The 15,554-nt window shown below is 65.0% G+C and carries 16 protein-coding genes; 9 read left to right on the plus strand and 7 right to left on the minus strand.

Annotated elements, in window-relative coordinates; translation table 11 throughout:
- Positions 1-228 precede the first annotated feature (228 nt).
- Together FGU64_RS02340 and FGU64_RS02345 are read left to right on the plus strand one after the other, a co-directional pair.
- Positions 229-585, plus strand: a complete 357-nt coding sequence (locus tag FGU64_RS02340) for a response regulator (protein WP_082549853.1) — start codon at positions 229-231, stop codon at positions 583-585.
- A 34-nt stretch (positions 586-619) separates the two neighbouring features.
- Positions 620-1,993, plus strand: coding sequence for a PleD family two-component system response regulator (locus FGU64_RS02345; protein WP_139950719.1), 1,374 nt, complete (start codon positions 620-622; stop codon positions 1,991-1,993).
- Positions 1,994-2,385: 392 nt separating this feature from the next.
- Here FGU64_RS02345 and chrA read toward each other — a convergent pair whose 3' ends face one another.
- The 3 genes from chrA to FGU64_RS02365 form a co-directional block, all read right to left on the minus strand.
- The gene (chrA, locus tag FGU64_RS02355) at positions 2,386-3,609 is read right to left on the minus strand and encodes a chromate efflux transporter (RefSeq protein ID WP_139950720.1); all 1,224 of its coding nucleotides are present in this window, start codon (positions 3,607-3,609) and stop codon (positions 2,386-2,388) included.
- Positions 3,610-3,796: 187 nt separating this feature from the next.
- Positions 3,797-3,964: a 50S ribosomal protein L33 gene (rpmG, locus tag FGU64_RS02360; protein ID WP_006201775.1), complete on the minus strand. Its 168-nt coding sequence runs from the start codon at positions 3,962-3,964 to the stop codon at positions 3,797-3,799.
- Between the two features lie 145 nt (positions 3,965-4,109).
- Complete coding sequence (locus FGU64_RS02365) at positions 4,110-5,981, minus strand: LTA synthase family protein (protein ID WP_246671313.1); 1,872 nt, start codon at positions 5,979-5,981, stop codon at positions 4,110-4,112.
- Positions 5,982-6,266: 285 nt separating this feature from the next.
- Between FGU64_RS02365 and fabD the strand changes: the two genes are divergently transcribed.
- The 4 genes from fabD to fabF all read left to right on the plus strand — a co-directional run bounded on the left by fabD (position 6,267) and on the right by fabF (position 9,751).
- The gene (gene fabD / locus FGU64_RS02370; protein ID WP_139950721.1) at positions 6,267-7,208 is read left to right on the plus strand and encodes an ACP S-malonyltransferase; all 942 of its coding nucleotides are present in this window, start codon (positions 6,267-6,269) and stop codon (positions 7,206-7,208) included.
- Between the two features lie 52 nt (positions 7,209-7,260).
- Positions 7,261-7,998: a 3-oxoacyl-[acyl-carrier-protein] reductase gene (fabG, locus tag FGU64_RS02375; RefSeq protein ID WP_139950722.1), complete on the plus strand. Its 738-nt coding sequence runs from the start codon at positions 7,261-7,263 to the stop codon at positions 7,996-7,998.
- 219 nt (positions 7,999-8,217) lie between these two features.
- Entirely contained in the window at positions 8,218-8,454 is a 237-nt protein-coding gene (locus tag FGU64_RS02380; RefSeq protein WP_006203723.1) for an acyl carrier protein, read from the plus strand.
- A gap of 34 nt (positions 8,455-8,488) precedes the next feature.
- Positions 8,489-9,751, plus strand: a complete 1,263-nt coding sequence (gene fabF / locus FGU64_RS02385) for a beta-ketoacyl-ACP synthase II (RefSeq protein WP_139950723.1) — start codon at positions 8,489-8,491, stop codon at positions 9,749-9,751.
- Between the two features lie 96 nt (positions 9,752-9,847).
- On the opposite strand, the gene FGU64_RS23465 is transcribed toward fabF, so the two are convergent.
- On the minus strand, positions 9,848-10,060 hold the full coding sequence (locus FGU64_RS23465; RefSeq protein ID WP_246671222.1) for a hypothetical protein: 213 nt from the start codon (positions 10,058-10,060) through the stop codon (positions 9,848-9,850).
- Here FGU64_RS23465 and mltG point away from each other — a divergent pair.
- Genes mltG through gmk form a run of 3 tightly spaced genes read left to right on the plus strand, consistent with a single transcriptional unit; the run spans position 10,059 to position 12,685 of the window.
- Complete coding sequence (gene mltG, locus FGU64_RS02390; protein ID WP_246671223.1) at positions 10,059-11,108, plus strand: endolytic transglycosylase MltG; 1,050 nt, start codon at positions 10,059-10,061, stop codon at positions 11,106-11,108. The two genes, FGU64_RS23465 and mltG, sit on opposite strands and share 2 nt — an antisense overlap.
- A gap of 29 nt (positions 11,109-11,137) precedes the next feature.
- Entirely contained in the window at positions 11,138-12,028 is an 891-nt protein-coding gene (locus tag FGU64_RS02395; RefSeq protein WP_139950724.1) for a YicC/YloC family endoribonuclease, read from the plus strand.
- A 3-nt stretch (positions 12,029-12,031) separates the two neighbouring features.
- A complete protein-coding gene (gene gmk / locus FGU64_RS02400) occupies positions 12,032-12,685 on the plus strand; it encodes a guanylate kinase (RefSeq protein ID WP_139950725.1) in 654 nt (217 codons plus the stop codon).
- 13 nt (positions 12,686-12,698) lie between these two features.
- Here the strand turns inward: gmk and rsmA are convergent, their stop codons facing one another.
- The 3 genes from rsmA to FGU64_RS02415 are packed head-to-tail and all read right to left on the minus strand — an operon-like array spanning position 12,699 to position 15,500.
- Positions 12,699-13,523: a 16S rRNA (adenine(1518)-N(6)/adenine(1519)-N(6))-dimethyltransferase RsmA gene (gene rsmA / locus FGU64_RS02405; protein WP_139950726.1), complete on the minus strand. Its 825-nt coding sequence runs from the start codon at positions 13,521-13,523 to the stop codon at positions 12,699-12,701.
- Entirely contained in the window at positions 13,520-14,563 is a 1,044-nt protein-coding gene (gene pdxA / locus FGU64_RS02410; RefSeq protein ID WP_180375616.1) for a 4-hydroxythreonine-4-phosphate dehydrogenase PdxA, read from the minus strand. Before pdxA ends, rsmA begins: the two co-directional genes overlap by 4 nt.
- A gap of 7 nt (positions 14,564-14,570) precedes the next feature.
- The gene (locus tag FGU64_RS02415) at positions 14,571-15,500 is read right to left on the minus strand and encodes a peptidylprolyl isomerase (RefSeq protein ID WP_136355688.1); all 930 of its coding nucleotides are present in this window, start codon (positions 15,498-15,500) and stop codon (positions 14,571-14,573) included.
- Positions 15,501-15,554 lie beyond the last annotated feature (54 nt).

A 15,554-nucleotide genomic window follows, 5' to 3' on the forward strand; every position in this document is an offset into this window, starting at 1 on the left:
GCTTGCGAGTGATTGAGTCTGCCTTCCGCAGTAGCCGCAAGTGCCCGGCACGACAAGGCCGGTGTCAGCCTCGCACGGGAATCGAGCGCCTTTTCAACCGCCGGTTTCCGTTTCGTCAATTATCTTGCGGTAGGTTCGGCGCCGGGTTTGGTGCGTTTGCCCCGCGAACGCGAACGGCGGTGTTCGGACGAAGGTCGCCGGGACGGGAAGTCTATGCCGAAGAAGGTCATGATCGTCGAGGACAACGAGCTCAACATGAAGCTCTTTCGCGACCTCATCGAGGCCAGCGGCTACGAGACCGTGCGCACGCGCAACGGGCTGGAGGCGCTCGACCTGGCGCGCACGCACAGGCCCGACCTGATCCTGATGGATATCCAGCTTCCCGAGGTATCGGGGCTGGAGGTGACCAAGTGGCTGAAGGAGGACGACGATCTGCACGTCATTCCCGTCATCGCCGTCACCGCCTTCGCCATGAAGGGCGACGAGGAACGCATCCGGCAGGGCGGCTGCGAAGCCTACATCTCCAAGCCGATTTCGGTGCCGCGCTTCATCGAAACGATCAAATCCTACCTGGGCGACGCCTGATGCCCACCTGCCTGCCGACCGGAGCCGCTTTGAGATGACCGCCCGCATTCTTGTCGTCGACGACATTCCGGCCAATGTGAAACTGCTCGAGGTCCGGCTGCTGGCGGAATATTTCGAGGTGCTGACGGCGTCCAACGGCGCCGATGCGCTCGAAACCTGCGAGAACGGCAAGGTCGACGTCGTTCTTCTCGACGTCATGATGCCCGACATGGACGGCTTCGAGGTCTGCCGCCGTATCAAGAACGATCCGGCGACCTCGCATATACCCGTGGTGATGATTACCGCCCTGGATCAGGTTTCGGACCGCATCCGGGGGCTGGAAGTCGGCGCCGACGATTTCCTCACCAAGCCGGTCAACGACCTGCAGTTGATGACGCGGGTCAAGAGCCTGGTGCGGCTGAAGATGCTGACCGACGAATTGCGGCTGCGCGCCTCGACCACACGCAACATCGGCATCGAGGAATTGCTGAGCCGCAGCTTCGCAGCCGCCGACGCCGTGCCGAAGGTGCTTCTGGTGGACGAGCGCCCGTCGTCGTCCGAGCGCATGCGCAAGCTGCTGCGCGGCATGGCGGAACTGGACATCTGCCCCGACCCGCATGCGGCACTGTTCCAGGCAGCGGAGACCCCCTACGAATGCGTGCTGGTGTCGACCGGCTTCGCCGATTTCGATCCCTTGCGGCTGTGCTCGCAGCTTCGCTCGCTCGACCGCACCCGCTTCATGCCGATCATCCTTCTCGCCGAGGAGAGCGAGGACGAACGCATCATCCGCGGGCTGGAACTCGGCATCAACGATTACCTGATGCGGCCGATCGACCAGCAGGAACTGACCGCTCGGCTGCGCACGCAGGTGCGCCGCAAGCGCTACAACGACCAGCTTCGCGCCAGCGTCACCGAAACGATCGAGATGGCCGTCACCGACGGGCTGACCGGTCTGCACAACCGCCGTTACCTCGACAGCCACCTCGAGACGCTGTTCGACCGCGCGGTTGCCCGCCGGCGCCCGCTGTCGCTGATGATCACCGACCTCGACCGGTTCAAGTCGATCAACGACACCTATGGTCATGACGGCGGCGACGACGTGCTGCGCGAATTCGCCCGCCGGCTGCGCAAGAACGTGCGCGGCATCGACCTGGCTTGCCGCTTCGGCGGCGAGGAATTCGTCGTCGTCATGCCCGATACCGAAGGCCACATCGCCGAGAAGGTCGCCGAGCGCATCCGCGCCGAGATCGAGCGTGAACCGTTCGCCATCGGCCACGACGGAAAATCCATCCCCGTCACGGTCAGCGTCGGCGTATCGTCGCTGCTCAAGGGCCTCGATACCGTGGAAGGGCTGATGAAGCGGGCCGATCTCGCCCTCTATGAAGCCAAGAACGGCGGCCGCAATCGGGTCGTCGCCAAGGCGGCTTGAGCACGCCGCCGGCGCCTCATCCTGTTCGAATACAGGCCGGCCGCTTGCAATTTTCCGGCGCCGGCGCAAGCCATCACGGTTAGCGGTTTACCTTAACCCAAGCGATTCGCGAGCTGTGGTTAAGAAACTGTTGATTTTCATAAGCTCTTGCGCAAATGTTCCATGACGTTCAACGGGTGGAACCGGCGGGGAGGGCAAGCCGGGCATTCCGAATACCCCATGATGCTCAGGTCCGCCGCATCTCCTGGGTCCGTGGGGTCGGCCGGCCGGCGCTGGCACATAGTGGCCTCCTCGTACCGCTGCCAGATTGCCGACCGGCCCCCTTCTTTCCAGCAAAGACGTTTCGCGAGACGGACTTCCGGCCTTGCGACCGGCCGTCTTGCCGGCGCCGGCTATGCCATGTGTCCGATGACCAGGCCGCCGAATACCGCCACGACGACCACGATCCAGGGCGGCGCTTTCCAGGCCATGAGAAGCAGGAAGCATGCGAGTGCCAGCGCGAAGTCGTGCGGTCCGGCAATCGCGCTGGTCCATATCGGCTGATAAAGGGCCGCGCCCAATATGCCGACGACGGTGGCGTTGCTGCCGCGCATGAATGCCTGGGCGTTTGGCTGTGCGCGCAGGGCGTCCCAGAACGGCATCACGCCGACCAGCAACAGGAAACCGGGCAGGAAAATCGCGACGAGCGCAATCGCCGCGCCAGGGAGCCCGTTGGGTTCGGGGCCGAGACTCGCGCCGAGATAGGCGGCGAAGGTGAAAAGAGGTCCGGGAACCGCCTGTGCCGCGCCATAGCCGGATAGGAACGTGTCCGTCGACACCCAGCCCGGGTCTACAGTCCCCGACTGAAGCAACGGAAGCACGACATGGCCTCCGCCGAAGACCAGCGCGCCGGCACGGTAGAAGGAATCGAAAACGGCAATGCCCTGCGACTGCAAGACCGCCGCCGCGGCCGGCAGGCCGAAGAGGAGGACGGTGTACAGCAGGAGGCAGATTGTCCCGACCGTGGGCGAAATGGCGAACGTCAGATGGCCGGAGATCGCCTCGCGGTCAGATCGGCACAACCACAAGCCGGCAAGCCCGCCGGCCAGGATCGCCGCGACCTGGGCGAACGCGCCCTGTGCAAAGACCACGACCAGCACGGCGCCAAGCGCGATGCCGGCGCGCGTCCGGTCCGGGCACAGGGTCTTGGCCATGCCCCACACGGCCTGGGCCACGATGGCCACGGCGACGACCTTGAGGCCGTGGACGATATCGGAATCGGCCGCCGTTCCCGATGCGGCGGTCGCAAATGCGAATAGCACCAGCAGGATTGCCGACGGCAGCGTGAAGGCAGCCCAGGCGGCCGCGGCTCCCAACGGCCCACCGCGCAGAAGTCCGAGCGCGAAGCCGACCTGGCTCGATGCCGGACCCGGCAGGAACTGGCACAGTGCGACCAGATCGGCATAGCCCTTCTCGTCGATCCAGCGCCGGCGAACCACCAGTTCGTTGCGGAAGTAGCCGAGATGGGCGATCGGGCCGCCGAAGGAGGTCAGGCCGAGTTTGAGGAACGCGGTGAAGACTTCGCCTGCACTTCCCTTTTGCCGCTGAAGGCCTGTCCCGGTGTCAGGATCGTTCATCTTTCACCGCTGCGATCCGAGGGCGAGGCCGGCCTCATAATTGCCCGATCGGCAAATCCGGTCGAGGCGTTTCATTTCGACCATGAACAGGGCCTGCATGACAGGTATTTGACGCGGCCGGCCAGTAGCCGAAACGAAAAACGCCGCCCGGAGGCGGCGCTTTCGCATAAGGACAACAAGACCAGGATTACTTGATCTTGGTTTCCTTGAACTCGACGTGCTTCTTGGCGACCGGGTCGTACTTGCGGAACGACAGCTTGTCGGTCTTGGTGCGGCTGTTCTTGCTGGTGACGTAGAAGAAGCCGGTATCGGCGGTCGACAGAAGCTTGATCTTGATGTTCGCGGCTTTGGCCATGGGTGTTCGTCCGTTGAATGTCGTGAAATTCCGGCGGCCGGAAGATCGGGAAAACGACCGGGCGCGAAAACTTGGCCGGACACATAAAGATTGTGCCTGGAAAGTCAAGCCGGGCAGGGCGTTCGCGCGCGCCCGGTCTGCTTTTTCAGCTCGTATGCTGCGGCTTTTCGGCCGTTTCGGGAAAGAAGTCGGGCGCCGCGCGGCGCTTGCCGAACATCATGTCGTACTGCAGGAAACGGAAATTGCGGATCCCCGCATCGATCTCCTTCTGGCGCGCCCAGTCCATGGCTGCTTCACCGTCGCGGGCCAGAAGCATGTTGCGGTCGACCACGCTGTAGCGCTCGTTCAGTTCGCCGAGGAAGCCGGTGTAGTAGGGGTGCGTGATGCCGGCCGTCTTCAGAATATGATAGGGCAGAAAGGCCGGGCTGACCGGACCGATGTCCGTCTCCGGGCCGGTCTTGTTCGACCACACCACCAGCGGCGTCTGGTGATGTTCGAGCATCTTGTCGGCCGCTTCCCGGCGCGGCGCCACGTTGTCCTTCAGGAAACCGGTCTCGACATAAACGGGTCCCAGCGGCGGCAGATGGTCGCCGAAGAAGGCGATGACGGTCGGCCGTTCGCGCTTCTTCGCCCACTCGATCAGCCGCTGGAGGCCGTGGTCGGCGTCGGCCGCGCCTTCGGCGTAGCTGGCGAGCGAATCGCGCGCCCACTGGCTGGTCTGCGCCTCGACCTTGTGCGTGGTGTCGTTGTAGCGATGCGGCTCGTAGGGGCCGTGGTTCTGCAGGCTGACCGCGAAGAAGAAGAACGGCTCCCGCGTTGAATCGGCTTCGCGGATGATCTCGTCGGTCATCGCGGCGTCCGAGGCCAGCGGCCCGCGCTTGGCCATCGGCGGCAGCGTCTCTTCCGACTTGAAGTCGTCGAAGCCGAAATCGGCGTAGACGTTGGTGCGGTTCCAGAACCAGTTGGTGCCGGGGTGGATGGCCCGCGCCTCGTAGCCTTCGCTCTTGAAGAAGGTCGCGAGCGACGGGATCGGCGCGCGCACATACTGCTGGTAGGGGATGGAGCCCGCCGGCAGGAAGGCGTTCGAGAAGCCGGTCAGCGCCTCGAACTCGACGTTGGCGGTCATGCCGCCGAACTCGGGCGAGAACATCGAGCCCGAACGCAGCGAGCGCACGGTCGGCATCGGGTCTGGCGTGATCTTGACGCCCGGCAGTTGCGTCGGATCCCAGAAGGATTCGCTCATCACGATAATGATGTCCGGCTTCTCGGCTGGAATGGTCGTGGTGACCTTTGGCCGCTCGATCGCAGCCATCGCCTTTTCCGAATAGCCGGCGGGCGCCGAGACGTGCGCCATCGGCACGTTGAGGGCGAAGGCGAGAGCGAAGCCGTTGGAGGCGTAGTTCTCCTTCTGGTCCCACATCATCGGGATGATCTGCAAGCGGTCGCGGGTCCACGAGAACGTCGCGTAGTCCATGATGGAGACGAAGAAAGCGAGCAGCGGCAGGCACAGCGCCAGCCGCGCGACCCTGCCCTTGTAGGTGAGCCTCGGCATGCGACGGCGGCATTGACGCCACGCGAAGACCAGCAGCGTCAGCCCGGCAAGCAGCCCCACGGCCATCGCGAGCGCCGTCCACGGCCGCTCCCGCACCAGAAGCGGCATCAGGTCTACGATCTGGCGGGCATAGAGGAAATCCGTCGGATAGAGCGGGTCGCCGAGATAGTTGGATTTCTGGTGGCCGATGAAGGCGAGCGCCAGCGTCAGCGGCGCCATGACCATCAGCCCCTGGTGCCTGCGCCCCAGCAGGGCGTCCAGCGTGACGAGGATCAGGGTGAACAGGATGACGGTCGTCCAGCCCGGCTTGAACGGCTGCAGGAAGAAGCCGACGGTCGCTGCGACATCGCCGCGGAAGATGAGCTCGATGGCGAACACCAGCACCGCCGAAGCGAGCAGCGAGATCAGCCCGTAACGCAGGGCCGCACCATGGCTGTACGTGCGCTTTTCAGCGCCCGAAGCCATGCCGTCCTGTTCTTTTGCCGTCCTGTTCACGTCCGCACCGTTTTCTACTGACATGATGCACCCGTGCATCGTCACGGAAGTGTCATTAAAATGACGCGGGACACTAGCGGTTGCGAAAAAAATGAAAAGAGCCGGCAAAAAATCGTGTTCGGTTTTAATCATGAGTGATCGGTGAAAAGCCCTGTGGAACAGGCGTTTGCGGCGCGTACGCCGGCAGAGGCGGGCTTGACTTGGCGGGCCGGCTTGCGTCACACGCAATCGAGAACCGAAAAACCGGGATAGACCATGGCGATCGCATTCACCTTTCCGGGCCAGGGCAGCCAATCCGTCGGCATGGGTAAAGATCTTGCCGATGCTTTCCCCGAAGCGCGGCGCGTCTTCGACGAGGTCGACGAGGCGCTGGGTGAGAAACTGTCCAGCCTGATCTGGGAGGGGCCGGAAGAAACGCTGACGCTCACCGCCAACGCCCAGCCGGCGCTGATGGCGGTGTCGCTGGCTGCGATCATGGCGCTGGAATCGCGCGGCTTTTCGCTGAAGGACAAGGTTGCCTATGTCGCCGGCCATTCGCTCGGCGAATATTCGGCACTTGCCGCCGCTGGCTTTGTATCGGTCGCGGACGCCGCCCGGCTGCTGCGCATCCGCGGCAACGCCATGCAGTCGGCCGTGCCGGTGGGTGAGGGCGCCATGGCCGCCATTATCGGTCTCGACCAGGACGGTGTCGAGGCCGCTTGCAAGGAGGCGGGACAGGGCGCCGTCTGCCAGATCGCCAACGACAATGGCGGCGGCCAACTCGTCATTTCGGGAAGCAAGGCGGCCGTGGAACGCGCCGCGGCCCTTTGCACGAAAAAGGGCGCAAAGCGGGCATTGATGCTCCAGGTGTCCGCCCCCTTCCATTCGGCGCTGATGCAGCCCGCCGCCGATGCCATGCGCGCAGCCCTTGCCGAGGTGAAGAAGAATGCGCCCGTCGTGCCGGTGGTGTCGAACGTGTCGGTGACCCCGACGACCGATCCCGAAACCATCGCCGCGCGGCTGGTCGAGCAGGTGACCGGGCGCGTGCGCTGGCGCGAGACGGTGGAATGGTTCGGCGCCAACGGCGTGACGACACTTTATGAAGTTGGTGCCGGCAAGGTGCTGTCGGGTCTGGCGCGGCGCATCGATCGCGACATTGCCACCGCCAACGTCGGCTCGCCGGCCGATGTCGACGCGGCGCTGGCGGCGTTGGGCTGAACTGATACAGTCGACACGCCCGTGTGAAGGGTGTGCCTTCAAGGAGAAAAAGATGTTCGATCTGACCGGCCGCAAGGCGCTCGTCACCGGGGCTACCGGCGGCATCGGCGAAGCGATTGCGCGTACGCTGCACGCGCAGGGTGCGCTCGTCGGCCTGCACGGCACGCGCGTCGAGAAGCTGGAGGCGCTTGCCGCAGAGCTGGGCGACCGCGTCAAACTCTTCCCCGCCAACCTGTCGGACCGCGACGAGGTGAAGGCGCTCGGCCAGAAGGCAGAGGCCGAGCTGGAAGGCGTCGATATCCTTGTCAACAATGCAGGCATCACCAGAGACGGGCTGTTCGTGCGCATGTCGGACGCCGATTGGGACGCGGTGATCGACGTGAATCTGGGCGCCGTCTTCCGCCTGACGCGCGAACTGACGCATCCGATGATGCGCCGCCGCCATGGCCGCATCATCAACATCACGTCGGTGGTCGGGGTGACCGGCAATCCGGGGCAGGCCAACTATTGCGCCTCCAAGGCCGGCATGATCGGCTTTTCCAAGTCGCTGGCGCAGGAGATCGCCACCCGCGCCATCACCGTCAATTGCGTGGCGCCCGGCTTCATCGAATCGGCCATGACCGACAAGCTGAACGACAAGCAGAAGGAGGCGATCATGGGCGCCATCCCGATGAAGCGCATGGGAACCGGCGCCGAAGTTGCCTCGGCCGTCGCCTGGCTCGCTTCCGACGAGGCCGGCTACGTCACCGGCCAGACGGTGCATGTCAACGGCGGCATGGCGATGATTTGAGGCTGAAACGCCGGCCCGAACCGCCTTGCCGGGGACGGGCCGGGAAAAAGCCGGCTGCCGCCTTGGATGCCGGGCGGTTTTCGTGTATTGCGCCCCGAACCGCGCGGTTTGCGGCAAAACCGGCCTGCCGGAAGGCTTTCGGCAAGGCCATCTTTGAGCTTGATTAGCGGCATTCGGCCCGCTAACGAAGACAGACAAACATTGGACGAGGATGCCCACATGAGTGACACCGCAGAGCGCGTCAAGAAGATCGTTATCGAGCATCTGGGCGTGGATGCCGACAAGGTGACCGAACAGGCGAGCTTCATCGACGACCTGGGCGCGGACAGCCTCGACACGGTCGAACTGGTCATGGCCTTCGAGGAAGAATTCGGCGTCGAGATCCCCGACGACGCGGCCGAGACGATCCTCACGGTCGGCGACGCCGTGAAGTACATCGACAAGGCTTCGGCCTGATCCTGCCTGCGGTCGTCGGCGAGGATTTTCGGCTATGAGGCGTGTCGTTGTTACGGGCCTCGGCCTGCTATCGCCGTTCGGCATGGGCTTCGAGCATAGCTGGAAGGAACTGCTGAGCGGCCGCAGCGCTGCTCGGCGCGTCACCGAATTCCAGGTCGACGACCTTCCCTGCCAGATCGCCCACATCATCCCGCGTGGCGACGGCAGCGACGGCACCTTCAATCCCGAGGCGGTGCTCGAGCCGAAGGAACTCCGCAAGATCGGCAGCTTCATCCTCTACGGCATCGCCGCGGCGGATGAAGCGCTGAAGGATTCCGGCTGGGCCCCGAATACGCATGAGGAGCAGTGCGCCACCGGCGTCATGATCGGCTCCGGCATCGGCGGCATCGAGGGCATAGCCGAGAATGCGCTGATCCTCGAACAGCGCGGCCCGCGCCGCATCAGCCCGTTCTTCATTCCCGGCAACATCATCAATCTGGTTTCCGGCCAGGTGTCGATCCGGCACGGCCTGAAAGGGCCGAATCACGCGGTCGTCACCGCCTGCTCGACCGGCGCGCACGCGATCGGCGATGCCGCCCGGCTGATCCAGTTCGGCGATGCCGACGTTATGGTGGCCGGCGGCGCGGAATCTGCGGTATCGCGCCTTTCGTTGGCCGGTTTCGCCGCCTGCCGGGCGCTGTCCACCGAGCGCAACGATACGCCCGAGACCGCCTCGCGGCCCTACGACCGCGACCGTGACGGCTTCGTCATGGGCGAGGGCGCCGGCGTCGTGGTGCTGGAGGAGCTGGAGCACGCCAAGGCGCGCGGTGCCAGGATCTACGCCGAGGTCGTCGGCTACGGCCTGACCGGCGATGCCTATCATATCACCGCTCCTGCCGAGGATGGCGACGGCGCCTTCCGCTGCATGACGGCGGCACTCAAGCGGGCAAATCTTTCGCCCGCCGACATCGACTACATCAATGCGCACGGCACTTCGACCATGGCCGACACGATCGAGCTCGGCGCGGTCGAGCGACTGGTCGGCGATGCGGCCTCGAAGGTGTCGATGTCGTCGACCAAGTCGTCGATCGGCCATCTGCTGGGTGCGGCAGGCGCGGCCGAAGCGATCTTCTCCATCCTGGCCATCCGCGACAACATCGCGCCGGCCACCATCAACCTCGACAATCCCGAGCGCGAAACGGCCATCGACCTCGTGCCGAACAAGCCGCGCAAGCGCGCCGTCGATGTGGCGCTGTCCAATTCCTTCGGCTTCGGCGGCACCAACGCTTCGCTTGTCTTCCAGCGATACGATGGGTGACGCGGCGGGCGCTCGATCAGCCCGTTTCGCCCCCGCCGTCTGCTGCCAATTTTGCCATATTCGCCCCTACTGTGCCGAAGGGGATTCGTCGAAAGATCAACGGTAGGACGCCATGAACACCAGTCCGGCGGATAATGGAGGCGTTGGGGAAAGCGCCGAGGCAGGCTTCGGGCAGCGGCCGGCGCCGCCGGCGGCGCCCCTGATGCCGAAGACGGCCAGCGAGGCCTTGCGGCCGGAGGCAGGCACGCCGCCCCCGCCGCCTTCGGGCAAGCGCTCGCGTGCCTCGCGCAGCCAGATCGTCGTCTTCATGAATTTCGTCGTCTCCTGCGTCATGCTGATGGTACTGGCGGCGGGCGTGGCGCTCTATTTCGGCAAGCAGGCCTTCTATGGCCCCGGACCGTCGGACAATGGCGGCACGTTCCTGGTCAAGCCGAACAGCGGCGTGGCCGAGATTGCCGACCAACTCGAGCGCTACGGCCTGATTTCGGATGCCCGTATCTTCCGGCTCGGCGTGCGCGCCTCCGGCAACGACCAGGCGCTCAAGGCCGGCGAGTACGACATCAAGCCGAAGGCTTCGATGCGCGACATCATGGAATTGCTGAAGAGCGGGAAGTCGGTGATGTATTCGCTGACCATCCCGGAAGGGCTGACGGTCGAGCAGGCGTTCCAGCGCATCGCCGAGCAGGAGGAACTGACGGGCGACATGCCGGCCGCCATGCCCGCCGAAGGCAGCCTCGCCACCGACACGCTGCGCTTCACCCGTGGCGCGACCCGCCAGCAGATGGTGGACAAGTTGCTGGCCGACCAGAAGAAACTGGTCGAGGAGGTGTGGGCGCGGCGGGCGCCCGACCTGCCGCTGGCCAATGTCGAGGAATTCGTCACGCTGGCCTCGATCGTGGAAAAGGAGACGGGCAAGAACGACGAGCGATCGCGCGTCGCGGCCGTCTTCCTGAACCGGCTCGCCAAGGGCATGCGGCTGCAGTCGGACCCGACCATCATCTATGGCCTCTTCGGCGGCAAGGGAAAGCCGGCCGACAGGCCGATCTACAAGTCCGACATCGATAAGCCGACCCCTTATAACACCTATCTGGTCAACGGCCTGCCGCCGACGCCGATCGCCAATCCGGGTAAGGCGGCGCTGGAAGCCGTCGCCAATCCGTCGAAGACGAAGGACCTCTATTTCGTCGCCGACGGCAGCGGCGGCCATGTCTTCGCGGCCACGCTGGATGAGCACAACGAGAACGTCGCCCGCTATCGCGCCTGGCAGAAGAAGCAGGCCGAGGAAGCGGCCAAGGCGGGCAAGGACGTACCGGCGACCGAAGACGGCGCCGGTACGGGAGTCGTTCCGGTCCAGTAATCGGACCGGGGCGAGGGGGAGCGAACCGCATGAACCTTCAGAGCATGACCGGTTTTGCCCGGGCCACGGCCGAGCATTCGGGCGCCGCCGTGGCGTGGGAGCTGAAATCGGTCAACGGCAAGAGCGTCGAGGTTCGCCTGCGCCTGCCGACGGGTTTCGAGCGCCTCGAACAGGCGATCCGGCAGGCCGTGCAGAAGCGCTTTTCGCGTGGCAATTTCCAGGCGACCCTGACGCTCGGCAAGGCCGCGGCGGTTCAGGCGCAGCCGGTGGTCAACGAGGCTTTCCTGAAAGATCTGGCGGGCCTCGCCAGGCGCTTGCAGGAGCAGTTCGGCACGGCCCCTGCCAGTGCTGACGGGCTGCTGGCCCTGCGCGGCGTTCTCGACGTGCCGGAAGCCGTCGAGACCGAGGAAGAACGCGCCGCCGCCGATGCGGCGATCCTGACCTGTTTCAACAAGGCGCTCGACGGGCTGGAGCAGGCGCGCGCCGACGAGGGCGCTGCCCTGAAAGGCCTCCTGTCGGGTCATATCGATGCCATCGAAGCGCTGACGCTGCGCGCCGAGGCCGATCCGTCGCGAGAGCCGGCTGCGATCCGCGCGCGCATCGCCGAGCAGGTGAAGCTTCTCATGGACGCTTCCGCCAATCTCGATGAGGCGCGGCTCAATCAGGAAGCGGCCTTCCTCGCCACCAAGGCCGATATCCGCGAGGAGATCGACCGACTGAAGACGCATGTCGCTTCGGGCCGCGCTTTGCTGACAGCCGGAGGCGCGGTCGGCCGCAAGCTCGATTTTCTGGCGCAGGAATTCAATCGCGAATCGAATACGCTGTGCTCAAAGTCGAACGCCGCAGCCGTGACCGCTATCGGGCTAGAGTTGAAGGCCGTGGTCGACCAGTTTCGCGAGCAGGTCCAGAATCTGGAGTAGTCGATGGCGTCCAAGGACACCGCTTCCCGCATTCGCCGCCGGGGACTGATGCTCGTTCTGTCCTCTCCTTCGGGAGCGGGGAAGTCGACCATCGCCCGCAACCTGATCGAGAGCGATCAGGGATTCGAACTGTCGGTCAGCGTGACGACTAGGCCGCGGCGTGGCAGCGAGATCGATGGCATCCACTACCATTTCCGCTCGCGCCGCGACTTCGAGATCCTGCGCGACAACGACGAACTGCTGGAATGGGCCGAGGTCCACGGCAATTTCTACGCCACGCCGCGTGAACCGGCCGAAAAGGCCATGGCGGAAGGCCGCGACATGCTGTTCGACATCGACTGGCAGGGTGCCAAACAGCTCAAGGAGAAGATGCGCGGCGACATCGTTTCCGTCTTCATCCTGCCGCCGTCGATGGCCGAGTTGAAGGCGCGGTTGAAGCGCCGTGCCGAGGATCAGGAGCAGGTGATCGAGACGCGGCTGAAGAACGCCCGTACCGAGATCGAGCATTGGACGGATTACGATTTCGTCGTCGTCAACGACGACCTCGATCGTGCTTTCGCCGAGGTGCGCTCGATCGTCTCGGCTGAACGCCTGCGCCGCGACCGCCGGCCGGGCCTGTTCGATTTCGTCTCTGGCCTGCTGGACGAGAAGGTCTAGCCTCGCTCTGCCCTCAAGGGATCGCGTTCGCCAACCTGACGAATTCCTCGATGCTGAGCGTTTCGGCCCGTCGTGTCGGGTCTATGCCGCAACGCTCCAGCAGCGCTTCGCCGCCGAGGCTTTTCACGCTTTGCCTCAGCATCTTGCGCCGCTGCCCGAAGGCGGCCTCGGTGACACATCCGAGCTTGCGCACATCCGCCGGCAGAGGCGCTTCGCGCGGCACCAGATGGACGACGGAGGACGTCACCTTCGGCGGCGGCGTGAACGCCTGTCGGGGAACGTCGAAGGCGATGCGCGCTTGCGCGCGCCAGCCGGCAAGCACGCCGAGCCGGCCGTAGGCATCGCTGCCGGGCTTCGCGACGATGCGTTCGGCCACTTCGCGTTGGAACATCAGCGTCAGCGATTGGTAGAAGGGAGGCCAGGCTTCTGACGTCAGCCAACGCAGGAGGAGTTCGGTGCCGATGTTGTAGGGAAGGTTGGCGACGATCTTCACCGGGCCATCGGCCAGGGCTGAAAAATCCGTCTTCAGCGCGTCGCCCGAAATGACGTCCAGCCGTCCCGGATAATGTGCCGAGATTTCGGCGAGCGCCGCCAAGCAGCGCTCGTCGCGCTCGATGGCGACGACCCTGTGGGCGCCGGAAAACAGCAGTGCACGAGTCAGCCCGCCCGGTCCCGGCCCGACCTCGATGACTGTCGCGCCGGTCAGGTCGCCTGCTGCCCGCGCCACCTTGCCGGTAAGGTTCAGGTCGAGCAGGAAATTCTGGCCGAGCGCCTTCTTCGCCTGCAATCCATGGCGCTCGATCACCTCGCGTAGCGGCGGAAGTCCGTCTACGCTCATGCCTGCTGTCCGCCGGCGGAACCGTCGGCGAGCCGGCGCGCCAGTTTCAGCGCCGCGATCAGGCTGTCGGGGCGCGCCAAGCCCTTGCCGGCGATATCGAAGGCCGTGCCGTGGTCCGGCGAAGTCCGGACGAAGGGCAGGCCGAGTGTGACGTTCACCGCTTCGTCGAAGGCCAGCATCTTGGCCGGGATCAGCGCCTGGTCGTGATACATGCAGAGCACTGCGTCATAACCCTGACGGGCGCGGGCGTGGAACAGCGTGTCGGCGGGCAGGGGGCCGAAGGCGTCGATGCCTTCCGCACGCAATCGTTCGATCGCCGGTGCGACGACGCGCAGGTCTTCCTGCCCCATGGCGCCGCCTTCGCCGGCGTGCGGGTTGAGGCCGGCAACGGCCAGGCGCGGCGCGACGATGCCGAATCGGTCCCGCAGGTCCCTGGCGACGATGCGGCCGGTCTCGATGACAAGATCAGATGTCAGGGCCTTCGGCACTTCGGCGAGCGCGATGTGGATGGTGACCGGTACGGTGCGCAGGTCTGGTCCGGCCAGCATCATCACCGGGAGGATGCTTCGACCGAAGTGGTGCGACGCCAGATGCGCCAGATACTCGGTATGGCCGGGAAAGGCGAAGCCGGCGTCATAGAGCGGCTTCTTGGCGATGGGGCAGGTGACGACCGCCGCCGCCGCACCGGCGATGCAATCGGCCACGGCGCGGTCGATGGCCTCCACGATGCCGGCGGCGTTGGCCCGGTCCGGCAGGCCCGGCGTGTCGGCAAGTCTGGCCGCCAGCGACACGACCGGGAGTGCGCGGGAAAACGCTTCGCAGGCTGCCTGTGGCGTCGTCTTCGCAATGTCGAGGGATACACCAAGCCTTTTCGCGCGCGCCGCGATCAAGTCAGGGTCGGCCAGCAGGTAGAAAGGCGGAACTGCCGCGTCTTTGCGCAACCGCCAGGCTGCGATCGCGATCTCCGGGCCGACGCCGGACGGGTCGCCGACGCTGAGAGCCAACGGTGCGGCAGCCGCCGCCGGCGAGGGAGTGACCACGATTGCCTCAGCGCTCGACGATACGGGCCTTGGCCTTCAGTTCCGCGACGTATTTCTTGGTCAGTTCGTCGTTGGCGCCACCGCCTTCGAACCCTTCGCTCTGCAGGACAAGCTGCGCGGCCTTGTCGTCCGAAACCTCGCGCGCGCTGCAGATACCGATGAACTCGACGCCGCGCTCCGTCTCCCGCACGGCGGTCGCTCCGCCGGTCTTCGTCTTCTTGATCTGGTCGGCCCAGTCGGGCGGCAATTGCGGCGCCAGGATGCGGCCAAGATCCTTCACGGTGACATCAAGCAGCCCCTTGGCGAAATCGCGGGTGGTGCTGCAGCCGTTGAAACGCGCGCGCATCGCCTCGGCCTCGCGCTTGCGCTTGCCGAGCGTCGCGCTGCGTTCGGCCTTCGGCACCACGAAGATCACCTGCTGAAGCATGTATTCCGTGGCGCTCGGCTTGTTGCCGCTTTTGTCGAGCATCTTGCGCACCACGTCCGTCTCGCTCGTCCCCGTGCCGCCCTGCTCGGCGCGATAGCGGGCGCTGAGAGCCTGGTTCCAGGCCATCTGGGCACGGATGTATTCCTTGAAATGTTCCTTGGTGACGCCGGCCTTCGCCATGATGCCGTCGAGCTGGGAAAGCTTCATCTTGTTGTTCGAGGCGAACCGCGCATAGGCGTCGTTCACCTGGCTGTCGGAGATGCGGATTCCGAGCCGCTTGGCCTCGGCCATCTTCAGCGCCTGCTCGATCATTTCATCGGAGGCGCTGCCCTTCCTGTGCTGAAGGCGCAGGAAGGCGGCCCGATGCTGGATATCGGTGCTGGTGACCGGGATGTTGTTGACGACGTATTTGATCGAACTCGCGACAGCCGGAAGCGTCGGCAGGGTGATCGAAACGGAAGTTGCCGCGACAAGCAGGGCAAAACTCGCGGAGAACAGGTATTTCCTCATCTGATGTTCCCGTTTCTGTTCCGACCTTGGCCAATCATGGCCTGATACGCCCGG

It is taken from the genome of Mesorhizobium sp. 8, from assembly GCF_006351905.1.
GTDB classification, from domain to species: Bacteria; Pseudomonadota; Alphaproteobacteria; order Rhizobiales; family Rhizobiaceae; genus Mesorhizobium; species Mesorhizobium composti.

Coding starts and splice junctions, on each gene's coding strand:
- FGU64_RS02340 (WP_082549853.1), top strand. CDS start 229: ATGATCGTCGAGGACAACGAGCTCAACATGAAGCTCTTTCGCGACCTC.
- FGU64_RS02345 (WP_139950719.1), top strand. CDS start 620: ATGACCGCCCGCATTCTTGTCGTCGACGACATTCCGGCCAATGTGAAA.
- chrA (WP_139950720.1), bottom strand. CDS start 3,609: ATGAACGATCCTGACACCGGGACAGGCCTTCAGCGGCAAAAGGGAAGT.
- rpmG (WP_006201775.1), bottom strand. CDS start 3,964: ATGGCCAAAGCCGCGAACATCAAGATCAAGCTTCTGTCGACCGCCGAT.
- FGU64_RS02365 (WP_246671313.1), bottom strand. CDS start 5,981: ATGGCTTCGGGCGCTGAAAAGCGCACGTACAGCCATGGTGCGGCCCTG.
- fabD (WP_139950721.1), top strand. CDS start 6,267: ATGGCGATCGCATTCACCTTTCCGGGCCAGGGCAGCCAATCCGTCGGC.
- fabG (WP_139950722.1), top strand. CDS start 7,261: ATGTTCGATCTGACCGGCCGCAAGGCGCTCGTCACCGGGGCTACCGGC.
- FGU64_RS02380 (WP_006203723.1), top strand. CDS start 8,218: ATGAGTGACACCGCAGAGCGCGTCAAGAAGATCGTTATCGAGCATCTG.
- fabF (WP_139950723.1), top strand. CDS start 8,489: ATGAGGCGTGTCGTTGTTACGGGCCTCGGCCTGCTATCGCCGTTCGGC.
- mltG (WP_246671223.1), top strand. CDS start 10,059: ATGAATTTCGTCGTCTCCTGCGTCATGCTGATGGTACTGGCGGCGGGC.
- FGU64_RS23465 (WP_246671222.1), bottom strand. CDS start 10,060: ATGAAGACGACGATCTGGCTGCGCGAGGCACGCGAGCGCTTGCCCGAA.
- FGU64_RS02395 (WP_139950724.1), top strand. CDS start 11,138: ATGAACCTTCAGAGCATGACCGGTTTTGCCCGGGCCACGGCCGAGCAT.
- gmk (WP_139950725.1), top strand. CDS start 12,032: ATGGCGTCCAAGGACACCGCTTCCCGCATTCGCCGCCGGGGACTGATG.
- rsmA (WP_139950726.1), bottom strand. CDS start 13,523: ATGAGCGTAGACGGACTTCCGCCGCTACGCGAGGTGATCGAGCGCCAT.
- FGU64_RS02415 (WP_136355688.1), bottom strand. CDS start 15,500: ATGAGGAAATACCTGTTCTCCGCGAGTTTTGCCCTGCTTGTCGCGGCA.